13 protein-coding genes, 2 pseudogenes and 1 riboswitch are annotated in these 17534 nt (G+C 59.3%); of the genes and pseudogenes, 4 read left to right on the plus strand and 11 right to left on the minus strand.

Annotated elements, in window-relative coordinates; all coding sequences use genetic code 11:
* Window positions 1–3 precede the first annotated feature (3 nt).
* From atzF to K5I40_RS06680, 8 genes and pseudogenes are all read right to left on the minus strand, one after another.
* On the minus strand, window positions 4–1803 hold the full coding sequence (gene atzF / locus K5I40_RS06645; protein ID WP_223074134.1) for an allophanate hydrolase: 1800 nt from the start codon (window positions 1801–1803) through the stop codon (window positions 4–6).
* A complete protein-coding gene (gene uca / locus K5I40_RS06650) occupies window positions 1800–5402 on the minus strand; it encodes an urea carboxylase (RefSeq protein WP_223074135.1) in 3603 nt (1200 codons plus the stop codon). The genes atzF and uca overlap by 4 nt, the downstream gene beginning before the upstream one ends.
* Before the next feature lie 152 nt (window positions 5403–5554).
* Window positions 5555–6186 (minus strand): annotated as a pseudogene (locus K5I40_RS06655) (urea amidolyase associated protein UAAP2).
* Between the two features lie 11 nt (window positions 6187–6197).
* Window positions 6198–6908, minus strand: coding sequence for an urea amidolyase associated protein UAAP1 (locus K5I40_RS06660; RefSeq protein WP_223074137.1), 711 nt, complete (start codon window positions 6906–6908; stop codon window positions 6198–6200).
* Between the two features lie 4 nt (window positions 6909–6912).
* Window positions 6913–7688: pseudogene (locus tag K5I40_RS06665) on the minus strand (ABC transporter ATP-binding protein).
* Window positions 7685–8500: an ABC transporter permease gene (locus K5I40_RS06670; protein ID WP_039029232.1), complete on the minus strand. Its 816-nt coding sequence runs from the start codon at window positions 8498–8500 to the stop codon at window positions 7685–7687. Before K5I40_RS06670 ends, K5I40_RS06665 begins: the two are co-directional and overlap by 4 nt.
* A 17-nt stretch (window positions 8501–8517) precedes the next feature.
* Window positions 8518–9576, minus strand: coding sequence for a putative urea ABC transporter substrate-binding protein (locus K5I40_RS06675; RefSeq protein WP_039029231.1), 1059 nt, complete (start codon window positions 9574–9576; stop codon window positions 8518–8520).
* A gap of 56 nt (window positions 9577–9632) precedes the next feature.
* Window positions 9633–9731: riboswitch (guanidine-I (ykkC/yxkD leader) on the minus strand.
* A gap of 194 nt (window positions 9732–9925) precedes the next feature.
* Window positions 9926–10516, minus strand: coding sequence for a DUF4142 domain-containing protein (locus K5I40_RS06680; protein ID WP_039029230.1), 591 nt, complete (start codon window positions 10514–10516; stop codon window positions 9926–9928).
* Window positions 10517–10880: 364 nt separating this feature from the next.
* On the opposite strand from K5I40_RS06680, the gene K5I40_RS06685 reads away from it, so the two are divergent.
* The 3 genes from K5I40_RS06685 to K5I40_RS06695 all read left to right on the plus strand — a co-directional run bounded on the left by K5I40_RS06685 (window position 10881) and on the right by K5I40_RS06695 (window position 14310).
* Window positions 10881–13070, plus strand: a complete 2190-nt coding sequence (locus tag K5I40_RS06685; protein WP_223074139.1) for a TonB-dependent siderophore receptor — start codon at window positions 10881–10883, stop codon at window positions 13068–13070.
* 114 nt (window positions 13071–13184) lie between these two features.
* Window positions 13185–13973 (plus strand): phosphotransferase family protein, encoded by a 789-nt coding sequence (locus tag K5I40_RS06690; RefSeq protein ID WP_223074140.1) that lies wholly within the window; start codon window positions 13185–13187, stop codon window positions 13971–13973.
* Between the two features lie 97 nt (window positions 13974–14070).
* Window positions 14071–14310: a DinI family protein gene (locus K5I40_RS06695; protein WP_039029227.1), complete on the plus strand. Its 240-nt coding sequence runs from the start codon at window positions 14071–14073 to the stop codon at window positions 14308–14310.
* Window positions 14311–14395: 85 nt separating this feature from the next.
* On the opposite strand, the gene K5I40_RS06700 is transcribed toward K5I40_RS06695, so the two are convergent.
* The 3 genes from K5I40_RS06700 to K5I40_RS06710 all read right to left on the minus strand — a co-directional run bounded on the left by K5I40_RS06700 (window position 14396) and on the right by K5I40_RS06710 (window position 16286).
* Window positions 14396–14725: a type II toxin-antitoxin system RelE/ParE family toxin gene (locus K5I40_RS06700; RefSeq protein WP_039029226.1), complete on the minus strand. Its 330-nt coding sequence runs from the start codon at window positions 14723–14725 to the stop codon at window positions 14396–14398.
* Entirely contained in the window at window positions 14694–14930 is a 237-nt protein-coding gene (locus K5I40_RS06705; RefSeq protein ID WP_039029299.1) for a ParD-like family protein, read from the minus strand. The genes K5I40_RS06700 and K5I40_RS06705 overlap by 32 nt, the downstream gene beginning before the upstream one ends.
* Before the next feature lie 471 nt (window positions 14931–15401).
* Window positions 15402–16286: a LysR family transcriptional regulator gene (locus K5I40_RS06710; protein ID WP_223074343.1), complete on the minus strand. Its 885-nt coding sequence runs from the start codon at window positions 16284–16286 to the stop codon at window positions 15402–15404.
* A 112-nt stretch (window positions 16287–16398) separates the two neighbouring features.
* On the opposite strand from K5I40_RS06710, the gene K5I40_RS06715 reads away from it, so the two are divergent.
* Window positions 16399–17532: an alpha/beta hydrolase gene (locus tag K5I40_RS06715; protein ID WP_139564969.1), complete on the plus strand. Its 1134-nt coding sequence runs from the start codon at window positions 16399–16401 to the stop codon at window positions 17530–17532.
* Window positions 17533–17534: the final 2 nt, after the last annotated feature.

The raw sequence follows: 17534 nt of genomic DNA on the forward strand, positions 1-17534 counted from the left end.
GGCTTACTTTTGCTGAGTAAGCCAGGCTCTCCAGCCCCCGAACGCGGTAATATCCTTCGCCCCCTGCAGGCCGTACTTCTCGCAGATAAACCCGGTTAACCAGCGCCCGTCCTCCAGCTCCACTTTACCAAGCCCCAGCGGGGCAGGAATGCCCGCCAGAAAGGATCCCACTTCGGCGTGCGGCAATTCCCACACCTCCACGGCAATCGCCGCCCCGCGTTCGCGGTCGCGCACCATGCCGGGCCGTTTGCCGTCGGCCAGGGCATACAGACAATAGTGCGGCGCGCTGCGGGTTGTCTCGCGCAAGGTGGCCCCGCGCTGGCGCAGCTGGTGATTGAGCGCCAGCCCGTCCAGATGCGCCCCGCAAACGACAACCGGCAGACGATCGTGACTGGCCGCTGTCGCAGGTGCCGTCTCGTGGAGGGCGCGATCCCCCGCCAAGGCCAGATTCTGCTGACGCTGTAACGCATCGGCAAGGCTCAGCAAATACTGGTCGGTAAACGCCCGGCCAAACAGGGTCACTCCCGAGGGCAGACCGTTCGCCATATGCCCGGCCGGCACCGCCACGGCGGCATAGTCCAGCAGGTTCATAAAGTTGGTATAGACCCCAAGATCGGAGTTGCGCTTCACCGGCTCCTCCGCCAGTTCTGCCAGGGTCACCGGGCGCGGATAGGTTGGCGTGAGCACGCAGTCCAGCTCCGCCATAATGGCATCGCATGCCCGTTTATAGCCCTGGAGTTTGTACTGCGCGTCAAAGGCCGCCACCGCATCGGTCCCGGGGGCTTTGCTCAGCACGTCACGAATCACCGGCAAAACCGCATCCGGCTGCTGTTCAATGAGTTTGCCCGCCACGTGATAACGCTCCGCCACCCACGGGCCGTTATAGAGCAGCGACGCCGCCGCCAGAAACGGCGAAAAATCGATGGTCACCGGCACGCCACCCAGGGCGATCAAACGCTCTTTTGCCGCGTGGTACAGCGCTTCGCTCTCTGTGCAGCCAAGAAACTCCAGCCGGTCCGGCACGCCGAAACGGAAGCCTGCTGCGGGCACGCCAAACGCCTGCGCCCCGTTCCACGCCGGGTTGGCGCGGCTGTAGTCGTCGCGCGGATCCTGAACCGCCGTCAGGGCCAGCAGCTGGCTGGCTTCCGTCGCGGTGGCGGTAAAGAAGGTCACGCAGTCCAGGGTGCGGCAGGCCGGAACTACTCCGGCGGTAGAAATTAGCCCTTTGGTCGCTTTCAGCCCGACGAGGTTGTTCAGCGCGGCGGGCACGCGCCCGCTCCCGGCAGTGTCGGTCCCGAGGGCAAAGCTCGCCAGCCCCAGCGCCACCGCCAGCGATGAACCCGCGCTGGAGCCCCCCGACGGATAGTCCGCATGGACGCTGTTGCGACACGCGCCATAGGGGGAGCGAGTGCCGTTCAGGCCGGTAGCGAACTGGTCGAGGTTGGTTTTGCCCAGCGGAATAGCCCCCAGCGCGATCAGTTGTCGGACGATGGTCGCATCCTCACGGGCCTGGTAAGCATAGGCCGGACAGGCGGCGGTCGTGGCAACGCCCGCCAGATCGATATTGTCTTTAATGGCAAACGGCACACCGTAGAGCGGCAGCGTCTGGGGCGATCCGCCCTCAAGCGCGGCCAGATAGGGCTCCAGCTCTTCCGGGGTGAGCAGATAAATAAAGGCGTTGAACTCCGGGTTCAGGGCCAGCGCCCGCTCGCGCAGAGTGTTAATCACTTCGCGCGGCGTCAGGCGGCCGTCGCGGTAGGCCTGCGTCAGAACGTCGAGGCGCAAATCATAAGGATGCTTCATGCTGTTTTCTCCAGAACCACCACACACTGACCCGCGCGCACCGGGGAACCCGGCTGGACGCGCACCTGGCTGACAATGCCGTCCTGCGTGGCCAGCAGCGGGATCTCCATCTTCATCGACTCCAGCACCACCAGCACATCGCCCTCGCGGACGGCTTTGCCCACCTCAACGCTCACCTGCCACAGGTTGCCGGAGACCGGGCTGTCGATGCCCTCCTGCCCCGGCTGGAGCGGCGCATCGTCGCCCTCCTCCGCCAGCACGTCGCTGCTGTCGAAATGGGCCTGGCCGTTGGCGATCCAGCGCTCGCGCTCGGCGTTAAAGGCCTCCTGCTGATGGGTGCGGAAGGCGTCGATTTCCTGAGCTTCGTCGGCGAGGAACTGCTGGTACTCCGCCAGCTTCAGGCTGGTGTGCTCGATGCGCAGCGGATAGCGGCCCAGCGGGAAATCGCGGCGAATGGTGAGCAGCTCGTCGGCCGAGACCGGGTAGAAGCGGATCTGGTCGAAGAAGCGCAGCAGCCAGGGCTTGCCGTCAAAATCCGCCACCGCGTGATAGCGGCTCCACATCTGCAGCGTGCGCCCGACAAACTGGTACCCGCCCGGCCCCTCCATGCCGTAGACGCACAGATAGGCTCCGCCGATGCCCACCGAGTTTTCCGCCGTCCAGGTGCGGGCCGGGTTGTACTTGGTGGTGACCAGACGATGGCGTGGATCCAGCGGCGTAGCCACCGGCGCCCCGAGATAGACATCTCCCAGCCCCATCACCAGATAGCTGGCGTCAAACACCGTTTTGTAGACCTCATCAACGTTCGCCAGATCGTTAATCCGGCGGATAAACTCCAGGTTGCTCGGACACCAGGGCGCATCCCGGCGCACGGTGGTCATGTATTTGTCGATCGCCTTCTGGCAGGCCGGGTCGTCCCAGGAGAGCGGCAGCCAGACGATGCGCGACGGCACTTCCAGCGCGTCCTGCTCGCAGACCGCCTGCCACAGCCCGGCCACGGTATCCAGCAGGCTCGCCAGCGTGAGCGCCTCCGGCTGATAGTGGATCTGCAGGGAGCGGATCCCCGGCGTCAGATCGATAACCCCGTCCAGCGCCCGCGCCTCAAGGGCCTGCATCAAGGCGTGGGCGCGAAAACGCAGGACCAGATCCAGCTCCGGATCGCCAATTTCCAGCAGCAGATGGGTATCGCCCGAAAGCCGGGCCACCAGCCGCTTATCAGCCTGCCCCTGCTCCAGCACCACCGGCGAGGCCGGTTCCACGGGTTGCCACGCCACGTCCAGCGGCTGCAGGCTGGCAATCTGCGCGGCCTGCCCCTGAGCCAGCTGCCGGGCGGTAGCGATATCCACGGGCACAAAGCGCACTTTATCCCCCGCCTTCAGCTGCCCCACCGCGTGGAGATCGGCTTCGATGATGGTGACCGGGCAGACAAACCCGCCCAGGCTTGGGCCGTCCGGGCCGAGGATCACCGGCATGTCGCCGGTAAAATCCACCGCGCCGATGGCATACGGGTTGTCGTGAATGTTCGACGGATGCAGCCCCGCCTCACCGCCGCTCTCGCGCACCCACTCCGGTTTCGGCCCAATCAGGCGCACGCCGGTGCGGCTGGAGTTAAAATGCACTTCCCAGTCGGTGGTAAAGAAGGTGTTCATGTAGCCAGGGGTGAAATACTCCGGCGCCCCGTGCGGGCCGTAGATCACCCGCAGGGTACGCACCGCATCGAGCCTGGTGTGGAGGGCCTCAGGCAGCGACTGCTCGGGGCACGATGAGGTCAAGGGCGTGAGATGCAGCACGTCGCCGGTCCGCAGCGCGCGCCCGGCGTGGCCGCCAAACTGCCCCAGGGTAAAGGTGCTTTTGCTGCCGAGATAATCCGGCACGTTAAACCCGCCGCGCAGGCACAGATAGCTGCGCACCCCGTCGCCGCGAATATCGCCCATCCGCAGGGTCATGCCGCTCTGCACCCGATAGACCCGGTTGTTCTCCAGCGGCTCGCCGTCCAGGGTGAGGGCAATTTCCGCCCCGGTCACCGCCAGCTGGGCATCGCAGTTAAATTTCAGCGTCGGGCCGCTGAGGGTGATCTCCAGCGCGGCTGCCCCCTCGTCATTGCCGAGCAGGCGGTTGCCAAGACGCAACGCGCGGCTGTCCATCGGGCCTGATGGCGGTACGCCCACCGCCCAGTAGCCGGTGCGGCCCGGGTAGTCCTGAATCGTGGTTTGCGTTCCGGCGCTGAGCACCTCAAGGGTCGCGGCCTGATAAACCAGCCCTTCCAGGCAGCGGGTCCAGGGCTCGCCGCTGGCAAACGGGGTGAAGGTTAAAATCTGCTGCAGGTAGCTGCGGTTGGTCTCCACGCCGTACAGGCGGGTGTCCCCCAGCGCGGCGTGCAGGGCGTCAATGGCGGCTTCACGCGTCGGCTGCCAGGCGATGATTTTCGCCAGCATGGGGTCAAAAAAGGGCGGCACTTCGCAGCCGGATTCCACCCAGCTGTCGATGCGCAGGGTGCGGCGGTCGTCCGCCGGGAAGGCCACCTCGGTGAGCAGGCCGGGAGAAGGCTGGAACTGACGGCCTGGATCTTCGGCATACACCCGCGCCTGAATGGCGTGGCCCGTAGGGGTCAGGCTTTCCGCCAGGGTCGCCAGCGCAGGCAATGTTCCGGCGGCCAGCTCAATCATCCAGCGCACCAGATCCACACCCCACACCTGCTCGGTGACGCCGTGCTCCACCTGCAGGCGGGTGTTAACCTCAAGGAAGTAGAACCGGGCGGCGTCGCTGTCGTAGACGAACTCCACGGTGCCCGCGCTGCGGTAGTTGACCGCTTTGCCCAGCTTGATTGCCGCCTGGCACAGCGCCTCCGCCATGCCGTCCGGCAGGTTGGACGCCGGGGTCTCCTCCAGCACCTTCTGGTTGCGGCGCTGTACGGAGCAGTCGCGCACGCCGAGGGCAATCACCTCTCCGTTGCCGTCGCCGAAAAGTTGCACCTCCAGATGGCGCGCCCGCTCGATGTACTTCTCGATAAAGACGCCCGCATCGCTGAAGTTGTTTTTACCCAGACGCACCACCGCGTCGAAGGCGTCATTCAGTTCCGCCGCGCTATAGCAGACGCGCATACCGATCCCGCCCCCGCCTGCGGTGCTTTTCAGCATCACCGGATAGCCCACCTCTTGTGCCGCCCGCAGCGCCTCGTTGACGTCTGCCAGCAGTTCGGTGCCTTCCAGCATCGGCACGCCGTGCGTTTTCGCCAGCGCGCGGGCGGTATGTTTCAGGCCAAACAGGCGCAGCTGCTCCGGCGTCGGGCCGACAAAGGCGATGCCCGCCGCTTCGCAGGCTTCGGCAAAGGCGGCGTTCTCCGAGAGAAAACCGTAGCCGGGGTGGATGGCCTGCGCGCCGGTAGCACGCGCTGCGGCGATGATTTTATCGCTGACCAGATAGGTATTCGCCGCCGGGCCGTCGCCCAGGCTGATGGCTTCGTCGGCCTCGCGGATATGCAGGCTGCTGATATCCGCCTCGGAATAGACCGCCACGCCGCCGATGTTCATGGCGCGCAGGGTGCGCAGAATGCGGCAGGCAATCGCCCCGCGGTTAGCAATCAGGAGTTTCGTCAACATAGTTCAGACTCAATCGTGGCGGGTCGTCCCGCCGGAAACTGGCTCACCGCATGGTCGTCCACGGGGAAAAAAGGTTTACGGCAGGATCCGTCCGGCACGGACTTCAAACAGGCGGTAGAGCATCTGGCGCAGGCGCTGCCAGCGTGTCGGCGTCAGTTCCATACCAGCACCTCCGCAGGGGTCGGGTTCCAGCCGTTGCAGGGGTTGTTCAGCTGCGGGCAGTTGGAGATCAGCACGATGATATTGCACTCCGCGCGCAGCTCGACGTATTTGCCCGGTGCGGAGATGCCGTCGGCAAAGGTCAGGCCGCCCTCGGGCGTGACCGGCACGTTCATAAAGAAGTTGATATTGGCCCCGATGTCGCGCTTTTGCAGGCGGCCATCGTGCAGGCAGGCGCAGAGGAAGTTATCCCGGCAGCTGTGCATGTGGCGTTTATCGAGGGCGTAACGCACGGTGTTGCTCTCCTGGGCGCAGGCGCCGCCGAGGGTGTCGTGCCGTCCGCAGGTATCCGCCACAATAGTCAGCAGCGGGTTGCCGAGGCTGGAGTAAAGCACGCTGCCGCTGGTGAGATAGGCATTGTTCTGGCGACGCAGGGTGCGCTGGGCGTCGTAGCGCTCCCGTGGGTTGTCGGCGTTGTAAAACAGAGTGTCCACCGCCTGGTTGCCTTCCAGATCCAGCAGGCGCAGGGTCTGGCCTTTTTCACTTCAAACAGGTACGGCTCTCCCGCCGGGATCACATGGCGGAAGCTGGCGTCCTGGGCACGTTTTTCGCTGGCTACGGTCATTGTGTGGCTCCTTACAGGGCGAAAAGTTGGGTGTTGGTGATGGCGCGTTCGTTTTCCGGGCGTGTCAGCAGGGCGTTGATCGCCGCCTGTTCGTCCGCCTGTCGCCAGCTCAGCTGCACCGGGCGCGGGGCGTACTCTCTGGAGGGGTCCATCGGGTGTTGCAGCGCGGTCATCACCACCAGGGTGTCCATCGGGGCGAACAGCTCCACGTAGCTGCCCGGCTGTGAGTAGCCGCTGTGGAAGCTGAACTGGCCCTGCTCATCCACCGTGACCTTGCTGAAGAAGTTGACCACCATCAGCAGATCTTCAAGGTTGAGATCCCACTTGCCCATCTCCACCAGCAGGTTGTCGGTGCCGTTACGAAAGAAGCCGTTTCGCAGCTCCTGATAGCGCCCCTGGCCGTATTTCTCCATGGCTTCCGTCGCATTGAGCACCCCGCCAAAGGGGTCGTGCCAGCCGCAGGTGTCGGCGGTGATGCCCGCCAGCACGCGGCCCATATCGGAGTAGAAGCAGTGCCCGGCGGTGAGGCGCGCGGTGTGCTGGCCTTTCAGGGTGTCCGGCAGGTTCAGGCGCTCGCTCTTCTCATGGGCGTTGAGCATCATCAGGCTGACGTTGGCTCCGCCTTCGATATCGATAATTCGCAGAGCCTGCCCGCGCTTGAGCACAAAGGAGAGATGGCCGCCGCCAGGCAGGATCTCGTCGCGTAAAGTTGTCGTATTCACAGGTTTACCCTCTTAATGCATAAACGTTGTCGGAAACCTTCCCGCTCATCGCCGAGAGCCGCGTCTCGTTGAGCGGAATGTCGTAGGTGATGCGCGCCCCGTAAGCGTTAGGGGCCTGGGGATCGAGGCGCACTTTGTCGAACACCAGCAGGCGGGTGCCGAGGTTGAAGCCTTCGGATAGATCGTGGGTGACCATAAAGACCGTCATGCGGGTTTCGCCCCACAGTTGCAGCAGCAGCGCATGCATGTCCTTGCGGATCCCCGGATCGAGTGCGCCAAACGGCTCGTCCAGCAGCAGCACGCGCGGCTGCATGATGAAGGCCTGGGCAATGGCCAGACGCTGCTGCATCCCGCCCGAGAGCTGGGCCGGGTATTTATCCAGGGCATGGCCGAGGCCGACCTTTGTCAGCATCTGTGCCGCCTGCTCCCGGGCGGCGCGTTTTTGGCGCCAAAAAGACGCCCCAGGAGCGGGGATTGCGGCAGTTCGAGGCCGATGGCCACGTTATCCAGCACGCTGAGATGCGGGAAAACGGAGTAGCGCTGGAACACCACGCCCCGACGGCTGTCCGGCTCGGCGACCAGCGGTTTGCCGTCGAGGGTGATGACGCCCCGGCTGGGACGCTCCTGACCGAGCAGCAGGCGCAGAAAGGTCGATTTGCCGCAGCCGGACGCGCCGACCATCGAGCAGAACTCGCCCTCTTTGATCTGCAGGTTAAGCCGCTCCAGCACCACGTGGTCGCCGTACTCCTGCCAGATATTGTCGATGGTGATAAAACTCATGCTTTGCCTCCTTCAGCCCACGGGAAACAGCGCTTGTGCAGCTGGCGCAGGGCCAGATCCATTAGCCAGGCCAGCAGCGTGATCCACAGGACATACGGGATGATGACGTCCATCGCCATATAGCGGCGCACGAGGAAAATGCGGTAGCCGAGCCCGGCGGTGGAAGAGATGGCCTCCGCCGAGATGAGGAATAACCACGCTGACCCCAGCAGCAGGCGCAGCGAGGTGAGCAGGCGCGACAGCAGTTGCGGCAGAACCACCCGCAGCACCAGCGTCCAGCTGTTGGCGCCCAGCGTCTGTGCCTTAATCAGGATCTCCTGCGGGATTTCGCAGGCGCGATGCTCCAGATCCCGGGCCAGCATCGGCGTGATGCCAATGACAATTAGCATCACCTTCGACAGCTCATCCAGCCCGAAGACGATAAACAGCACCGGCAGGATCGCCAGGGGCGGGATCATCGACAGCACCGTCATCAGCGGCGAAAGCGACGCGCGCCACATCGGGAACACCCCGGAGGTGATGCCGATGCACAGGCCAATCAGTGAGGCGATCGCCAGCCCCACCAGCAGCCGGGCGAGGCTCACCAGGGTGTCGACCCAGAACAGATACTCGCCGCTGCGTTTGTCCGGGGTGAACGCCATCCGGGAGAGGGCATCCAGCATCTGTTGCAGGCCGGGCAGCAGCTTGTCATGCGGGTTGGCGTCCAGCCGCACCGCCGAGCCAAAGAAGTATGCGGCCAGCAGGAGGACAAACGGCAGCATTACCAGCATCAGCCGCATACCTGAGGTGGGATGGCGATTAATCTGTCGCATGGAGACTCCGTCACTCATCACAGCTGGCCTGCAGCGGCCATTTTCACGAAGCTGTCGTCAAAGCGCAGTTTCACGTTGCCGGCATCACCCTGAGTAACCTTGCCCGGGAAGCTCATGCCGATGAAATCGGCGCTCTGCGCCCCCTCGCCCAGCAGCCCTTTATCAAAGGAGAACGCCGCCACGCGCTGCATGGTTTTTGCCAGCTCCGCTGACGTGACAAACGCCAGGTTGTCCTGCGGGGTGTAGAACAGATGGGTGGTTTTCAGCTGCGCCTGATAGCCCGCCAGATCGGTGCCGGACGCTGCCGCCATCGCGTTCAGGGCGCTGGCGTCCTGGGCTTTCATCAGGCCCATCATTTCGTACCAGGCCCCGGTAAGCGCTTTGCCGAGCGCCGGGTTGTCCTTCAGGGTTTCGCTGTTGACCACCATCATGTCGATGAGCTCGCCCGGCACCTGCGAGGAGCTGAACACTTCGGTGGTTTTCGGCGTGGCTTTAATCACCGACAGCTGCGGGTTCCAGGCCACGGCGGCCTTAACGCTGTCGGTGCCGAAGGCGGAGACGATATCCGCGTCGGAGGTGTTCACCACGGTGACGTCTTTCTCCGCCAGTCCGGCCTTCTCCAGCCCGCGCACCAGCAGATAGTGTGAAACCGATAGCTCCGGCAGGTAGATCTTCATCCCTTTCAGGTCGGTGAGGGTTTTGCCCTCGCCTTTCATCACCACGCCGTCGTTGCCTTCGGAGTAACTGCCGAGGATCAGCGCCGTGGTGTCGACCCCGCCCGCCGCCGGAATGGTCAGCGCATCCATGTTGGTCATGGTGCAGCCGTCAAACTGGCCTGCGGTGTACTGGTTGATCGATTCGATGTAGTCGTTGAGCTGTACAACGTTGATTTTGATACCGTACTTGTCGGCCCATTTATCGATGATTTTACTGGTGCTGATAGTGCCCCAGGGCATCCACCCGGCGTAGATGGTCCAGCAGACGTTGAACTCTTTTTTGACGGCGGCAAAGGTGGGGAGACTGACCAGCATCGCCAGAGACAGTACAAGTGAGCGGAGTAATGGCGTTTTCTTCATGCTTGACCTCTGAGTGGCACAAAATTAGGGGGCAGCGCGACACCGTGGGTGCTGCTGTCTCCCGGGCTTTTGTCCCGCCGTGTAACCTCTCAGAGGTCGCCAGCTCTTGGACCAGTCATCCACCTGCGTGGACCGGAACCCTAGCCAGCTATTTTCAGATTGTGTGGTGCACTGCCCTTTCAGGTTTAGCTTTGCAAGGGGTGTGCCAGAAAATTTTTATGAGGTTTGTCAGTACATTGGGATTTTTCAGCGGTGGGTTTTCACCGTTTTGGTGAGGGGGAACGAGGATGGTGCACTGTAGTGGTGCCCTGAAGGGCGCTGGCTTTCCAGCGCCCGCCGGACAACCGGATTACTTGTTCTCTTTCTTGTCTGAATTCATCGTCATCTGCTCGGCTGACTTGAGGTGCTGCTCAACCACCGGGGTATGCGCGTCGGCCAGCGCCATCACGTCCGCATCCTTGATGTTTTTAGCATCACTTTTCAGCTTAGACAGCACCATCTCGTGATCTTTAGTGCCGGCGTTTTCCATATACATTTTGTCAAATTCGGCACCGCTCGCTTTTTCCAGCTTATCGGCCATCGCCTTATGTTTGGCATCCGGTTCGGTCGGCAGCGTTACGCCTTTTTTCTCGGCAACCGCCTGAACTTTGGTCAGGGCGCTACCATGGTCATCAACCATCTTCTGGGCGAAGGCTTTGACGTCGCTGCTCTCGGCCTTGCTCAGGGCGAGCTTCCCGGCGGCGACTTCATTGATATTGGCCTGCGCCATATCTTTTAACGCTTTTTCATCGCTGGCGCTGAGCTTCTCGCCGGAGGCGCTTGGTTTTGCGGCGCTGGACTGCGCGGCGCTCGTCGTCTGCGCCTGTACGCCGACGGTGCAGAACAGTGCGGCTACTGCCGATGCGGCCAGCAGCGTTTTAAAGGTGTTAGGCTTTTGCATAATGTTCTCCTGCCAGTAAGGGATGAGGTTTTATCCGGTCGTTAACCGCGCTTCGTCTCCTGTATAAGCGATCAGTGCAGTTGTCAGTATAGGGGGCAGACACCTGAATCATGATTCTTTGGGAGTTTTTACCCATCGCGGTTTTATTCAGCACGGCGCGTTTTATTTGTGACCGCAGTGATGAGCCCCACTAAAAACCACATTAATATCATGCCTTTATAGAAACATTTTTTAACACAACCTGTTTACATTGTAATGATTATTCATATCATCTTGATAATCACTATCACCTCTGAAGGTGATGTTCTTGCGTTACGGGGCGTCCAGGCCACCGGCACTTTAAAAAATCAGGATGATCACAATAATGAAATCGCACAGTTATCGCGCGCTAAGCTCTTGTTTATTTATGACATTAGCCGCCAATGCCTCTGCTGAAGTACAAAAAGATGACACGCTGGTGGTCGCCGCCAGCCGTACGAATCACAGCATCACCGACATGGCACAAACCACCTGGGTCATTGAACAGGCTGAAATTGAACAGCAGGTTCAGGGTGGGAAAGAGATCAAGGAGGTGCTGGCGCAGCTGATCCCCGGCATGGATGTCAGCAGCCAGGGACGCACTAACTACGGCATGAATATGCGTGGTCGTTCTATGATGGTGATGGTCGACGGCGTGCGTTTGAACTCCTCGCGCAGCGACAGCCGCCAGCTGGATTCTATCGATCCTTTTAATATCTCCCGCATTGAAGTTATCTCGGGGGCAACCTCCCTTTACGGCGGCGGCAGTACCGGCGGCTTAATCAATATCGTCACCAAAAAAGGCCAGCCGGAGACGGAAGTCGAGTTCCAGACCGGCATGAAAACCGGCTTTAACAGCCATAACGATAATGATGAGAACGTAGCTGCGGCTGTCAGCGGTGGTAACGACAACGCCTCCGGTCGTCTGTCAGTGGCGTATCAGCGCTTTGGCGGCTGGTATGACGGCAACGGCGACGAGGTGATCATCGATAACACCCAGACCGGCCTGCAATACTCCGACCGTCTGGACGTGATGGGCACCGGCACGCTGAATATTGACGATCACCAGCAGCTGCAGCTCACCACCCAGTATTACAAAAGTCAATCCGACGGCAAGCACGGCCTCTATCTGGGCGAGAACTTCTCAGCGGTGACGGGCGATGGCAACGCGTACAACAAAAATAATCTCGACTCCGATCGTATTCCGGGCACCGAACGCCACCTGATCAACCTGCAATATTCCAACACCGACTTCTGGGGCCAGGATCTGCTCGCGCAGATTTACTATCGCGATGAAAGCCTGACCTACTATCCCTTCCCTACGCTTTCCGGCGGCCGGGTCACCAGCATTGGGGCGTCACAGCAAAAAACCGATTTCTACGGCGGCAAGCTCACCCTTAACAGCAAACCGCTGGATAATCTGACCCTGACATGGGGTATGGATGCGGAGCATGAAACTTTCGACGCCAACCAGCAATTCTTTGACCTCAACAAGGCGGCTGCCAGCGGCGGCATGAAGCTGGACAACGCCTATAACGTCGGCCGCTATCCGGGCTACAGCATCACCAACCTCGCGCCTTTCCTGCAGAGCAGTTACGACTTCTCCGCCATCACCCTGAGCGGCGGCGTGCGCTATCAGTACACCGAAAACAAGGTGGATGACTTTGTTGGCTACGCGCAACAGCAGGCGATTGCCACGGGCAGAGCCACCTCCGCAGACGCGGTTCCGGGCGGGAAAACTGACTACAACAACGTGCTGTTTAACGCCGGCATTCTGGGGCATCTGACCGAACGCCAGCAGCTGTGGTTTAACTTCTCCCAGGGCTTTGAGATCCCGGATCTGGCGAAATACTACGGTTCCGGCACCTACCAGCTGGTGAATGGCCATTATCGTCTGGTCAACAGCGTTAACGTGAACGACTCAAAACTCGACGGGATTAAAGTTGATGCATACGAGCTGGGCTGGCGCTACACCGGGGATAATCTGCGCACGCAGATCGCCGGGTACTATTCCCTTTCCGACAAGACCATCAACATCAATAAAAGCGACATGACTATCAACGTCGAAGATGACGAACGTCGTATCTACGGCGTTGAAGGCCAGATCGATTATTTCTTCACCGACAGCGAGTGGAGCACCGGTACAAACTTCAACGTCATCAAATCGGAAACCCGCGTCGATGGGAAATGGGAGAAGCTGACGGTCGACAGCGCCAGCCCGTCCAAAATGAGCGCATGGGTTACCTGGGCGCCGGGCGACTGGACGTTGCGTCTGCAAAGTACCCAGACGTTCGATCTCTCTGATGAAGCCGGCAAGAAGATTGAGGGCTACAACACCGCTGACTTCATTGGCAGTTACCTGCTGCCGGTGGGCAAGCTGAGCTTCAGCGTAGAAAACATGCTGGATGAAGACTACACCACCGCATGGGGCCAGCGCGCACCGGGTCTGTACAGCCCAACCTACGGTGCTGAGAACCTCTATACCTATAAAGGCCGCGGCCGTACCTTCGGCCTGAACTACTCGGTTCTGTTCTGACAGTGAATGCCGCCCGCTAAGCGGGCGGCAGTTTAACCGCCATAGCGCAATTCCCCGTTTACATTACACTCATAAACCAGACCAACACACCTGCGAATTTTGAAGAGATAATGCATGTCTGCCAGCGATTTATCCCAGATGGGCATCGCCAGCGTGGCGAAAAAGGTCAATGACGACGGCCATACCGTTATTGAGAAGTGCCCGGTTGGCGACGTGGAATACGCTTTTTATCACTCCGCCGCAACGGAGCTTAAACAGGCAGGCATCGCGACGCCAACGCTCTGGTCCTCTGATGCCACCATGCGCAAGTTAACCCTGGAGTTTATTCCTCACCCGGTTGAACAGTCGTTTGTCGCAAGTGATAACGCTATCCGTATGCTGGGACGTCTGCATCGTTACCCGGTAAATAGTGCCTGGCGCTACCACACTCACCAGTGGTCAGCATCAGCGCTGCAAAAATCGCTCCTGCTCCTGGCCATACCTGAAAAATGCGCGCAGCAGCTACGGCGATTTCAGCAGTGCAGCGATGTGCTGTTTAGCGGCCAGGGACTGGTTTCGGGTGACAGCAACGCTGGCAACTGGGGAAGAAGAGAGAACGGTGAATGGGTTCTTTTTGACTGGGAGAGATTCGGACAAGGGAGCCCTGGTATCGACCTCGCCCCTCTTATAAAGGGGATGGGAACGAAGCAAACCTTTATCGATCTCGCTGAACGCTACTGCCAGCTGTCCGGTCAGCATAATGTCCATGACCTGGCGCGGGAAATAGCCATTGCCAAAGCGTGGATTGTCACCGAGGTGATTGTGTTGTTGGATGCGCGGCAAAAGCGTGCATTTCCCCTTTATCTCAACTGGTATCAGGAACATCTTCCCGAGTGGTTAAACGACACCGTGAAAATGCTTTGAAGATGCGGGCGCTGACAGAGGCAGCCGATTGCCTTGACAGATTTTATTGCCGCGGTGAAAATGCTGTACATTAAAACAGTATTTATAGGGATCTGTTATGTTCGTTGAACTGGTTTACGACAAAAGAAACGTTGCGGGACTCGCAGGTGCCCGGGAAATCATCCTGGAAGAATTAACTAAGCGCGTGCACCGCATCTTTCCGGAAGCCGAAGTGAAGGTTAAGCCGATGCAGGCAAACGGCCTGAACAGCGATGCCAGTAAAAGCGATCGGGAAAAGCTGAACCGCATGCTGGAAGAGATGTTTGAAGAAGCGGATATGTGGCTGGTTTCGGAATGATGCCAAAATGATAAACGGTTCCCTCATTGGTGAGGGAATCATGGGGTAACTAACTGTTTTACCGCTCTGAATGTGCTCGCTGATCTTAACCAAGTAGTTTCAGGTCGGCTTTGCGGTGCCGCTTTTGCTCATCATAGTAATTCTCATGAGTGCCCAAACTCAGGAGGTAGATCACCAGCTTATGTTCAAGCCAGGTATAACCGAGCAGGTATTGCTGTTTCCCCATGTAAAACTTATGCACCCACAGATAACTGAGATCCCCCTTCTTCTTTTCGCCTATTTCCGGGTTTTCAATGATGTGTTCAATCTCTACATCAACGCTATCCTGCTCCTCTTTGGTCAGGCGTTTAAAGACTTTTTCAAAGCGACTTGACTGGTAGACCTCAATTTCCCGATCTGTCTTTTCTGCGCACATATTTCTTCATTCTCCCGTTATCCATTTCTGATTTCGCCAGCAGAATTTCGCTAATAAAGGAAAACGGCAGATCTGGATTATCCTCAGCAATACGCCCAATCTTAGCCCAGTGCTCAATCTGCTTGGGTACACTACGGCTCATCGCTTCTGCGTGAATTTTCACTTCTTCAACGAAATCATCATCCAATCGAATGCTTGTTGCCATTTTAAACCTCATCATTTAGTCACCCGCGCCAGTAAGGTATTGGGATGGTTTCAATCGTTACGCCAGTTTGACGCATTACGATTAAAATTATGCGACAAATTGTCGCGTAATGCAATTTAGTGACGCGAGGAAATAGAGTGCTGCCTGGTTATTGGGTTGTATCCACTCCCCCTCTTTCTTTAAAAAAAGCAAAGGGGCCAATGAGCCCCTGAATGATTACACCCGCACTCAATGCGCAGTGATATAGGGTTCTTTCACAAACTCCGCCAGCAATCAGGCACACAGGAGGTGAACTTTTCTCCCACGATGAGTTGGGCTATCAGGTGCCGCAACGCATTGACTTTACGACCCTGAAACTGCGAAGAAAAGCGTTAACCCTGATTTACACAGGGTTACTTTGTGGTTTGCGAGGCGTCTTCCAGAAAGGGCTTGCCGGAGGCGCTGCGCTTGCCCGGCCTACAAAATTCACCCTCAAATTTTCAGCGTATCGATTACCGCTCTCAGAGCAGGTGACACGTTGCGATGGGGATAATAGAGGAACAACCCGTCCATACGCAGGCTGTAACGCTGCAACACCCGGATCAGTGTCCCGCGCTGTAAATCATTCTCCACCAGCTCGACCGGAACGTAAGCCAGCCCCAGACCCAGGCGGGCGGCCTCGGCCTCCATATAGCTGTCGGAGAGCGCCCACTGCCCCTCGGGGCGATGCCTGATGCTTTTCTCGTCCTGAATCAGTTCCCAATGATAAAGGCTGCCGTCAGCAAACTGATAGGCAATGCAGGAATGAGCGGCTAAATCTGCGGGCGTCTGGGGGAATCCGTAGCGGCGAAGATGGTCGGGCGTGCCCACCACCGCCATCTCCATGTCAGGAGTGATACGCGTGGCGACCATGCCGGGCCCGACTTCCGGTCCCAGCCGGACACCGGCATCGAATCGCTCGGCGATGATGTCAACGAAACGGCTCTCATTCATCAGTTCCAGCCGGATATCCGGGTAGCGCTGTTTGAATACCGCCAGCTTCGGCAACAGACATTTATCGATGGCATGCTGGCTGGCATTGATGCGTACCCTGCCGGAGGGGGTCTCGCGATAGTGCGCCAATGTGGCAAGCCCGCTGTCCAGCGCGTCAAAAGCGGATTCCGTCGCCTGATAGAGCTGCTCCCCTGCCTGCGTCAGCGACAGCCTGCGCGTGGTACGCACCAGCAGCTGCACGCCGAGCCGCTCCTCCAGCTCGCGTACGGAACGGCTGATCCCGGACTGGGCCAGACCATGCCGTTGGGCTGCAGCGGTAAAGCTCCCCTCCCGCACCACCTGCATAAACAGGTACAGCTCGTTGTAATTTTCCCGTTTGGCCATCACGCCCTCAATTCAGAACAATTTGGTATGAATCCTAGCAGTTTTCACCCTCTAATCAGCACTATTTCTGCTAACTATACTGGCCTCACCCCAACACAGCCCGGTACCTCTTATGAAAACGTTCACACAAAAACTGACGGCGGCCCTGCCTGCAATGCTGCTATGTGCATCTTTAAGTGGAGTAACGACGATGAGTTATGCAGAAACAACCAATCCGAACGCTCCTGTGTCGATGGTGACGACATGGGACAAGACCTTTGCCGAAAGCAAGAAGGTGGATCACCGCAAGGTGACATTCCAGACCCGCTACGGCATCACCCTGGTGGGCGATCTCTATCTGCCGAAAGACCGGGGCAACCGCAAGCTGGCCGCGATTGCCGTGAGCGGACCGTTTGGCGCGGTGAAGGAGCAGTCCAGCGGCCTGTATGCGCAGACCCTGGCGGAGAAAGGCTTTGTGACCCTGGCCTTCGACCCCTCATACACCGGGGAAAGTGGCGGCCAGCCGCGCAATGTCGCCTCCCCGGATATCAACACCGAAGACTTCAGCGCGGCAGTGGATTTCCTGGGATTACAGAAAGAGGTGGATCGCAACCGGATCGGCATTATTGGCATCTGCGGCTGGGGCGGAATGGCGCTGAACGCGGCGTCCATGGACACCCGCGTGAAGGCGGTCGCCACCAGCGTGATGTATGACATGAGCCGGGCGATGGGCCACGGCGTGGGTGATGGCAAAGACCGTTACTCTGCTGCCGATCGCCATGCCGTATTGCAGTACCTGAACGAACAGCGCTGGAAGGACGCCGAGAGCGGCACCTTTGCCCATGCCGGGCATGATATTTATGTCGAGAACGGCAAAGCGAGCGCGGCTGACCGTATTTTGCCAGAGGCGTTACCTGCCGATCCGCACCCGGTCCTGAAAGAGTTCTTCGATTACTACCGGATGCCGCGCGGCTTCCACGAACGTTCAGTGAACTCTACCGGCGCCTGGACCGCGACCATGCCGCTGTCGTTCATGAATATGCCGCTGCTGAGCTACGCCAGCGAAATCGCTATTCCGACGCTTATCGTCACCGGTGAAAAAGCCCACTCACGCTACTTTGCTGAAGACGCCTATAAGGCCGTCGGCAGCAAACAGAAAGCGCTGGTGATTGTCCCGGGTGCCAACCACGTCGACTTATACGACAACGCTGCCGGTAAGATCCCGTTCGGTCAGTTTGAGCAGTTCTTCAAAACCAGTCTGAAATAACC

It is taken from the genome of Leclercia sp. LTM14 (genome assembly GCF_023736175.1).
Classification (GTDB): Bacteria; Pseudomonadota; Gammaproteobacteria; order Enterobacterales; family Enterobacteriaceae; genus Enterobacter; species Enterobacter barmai.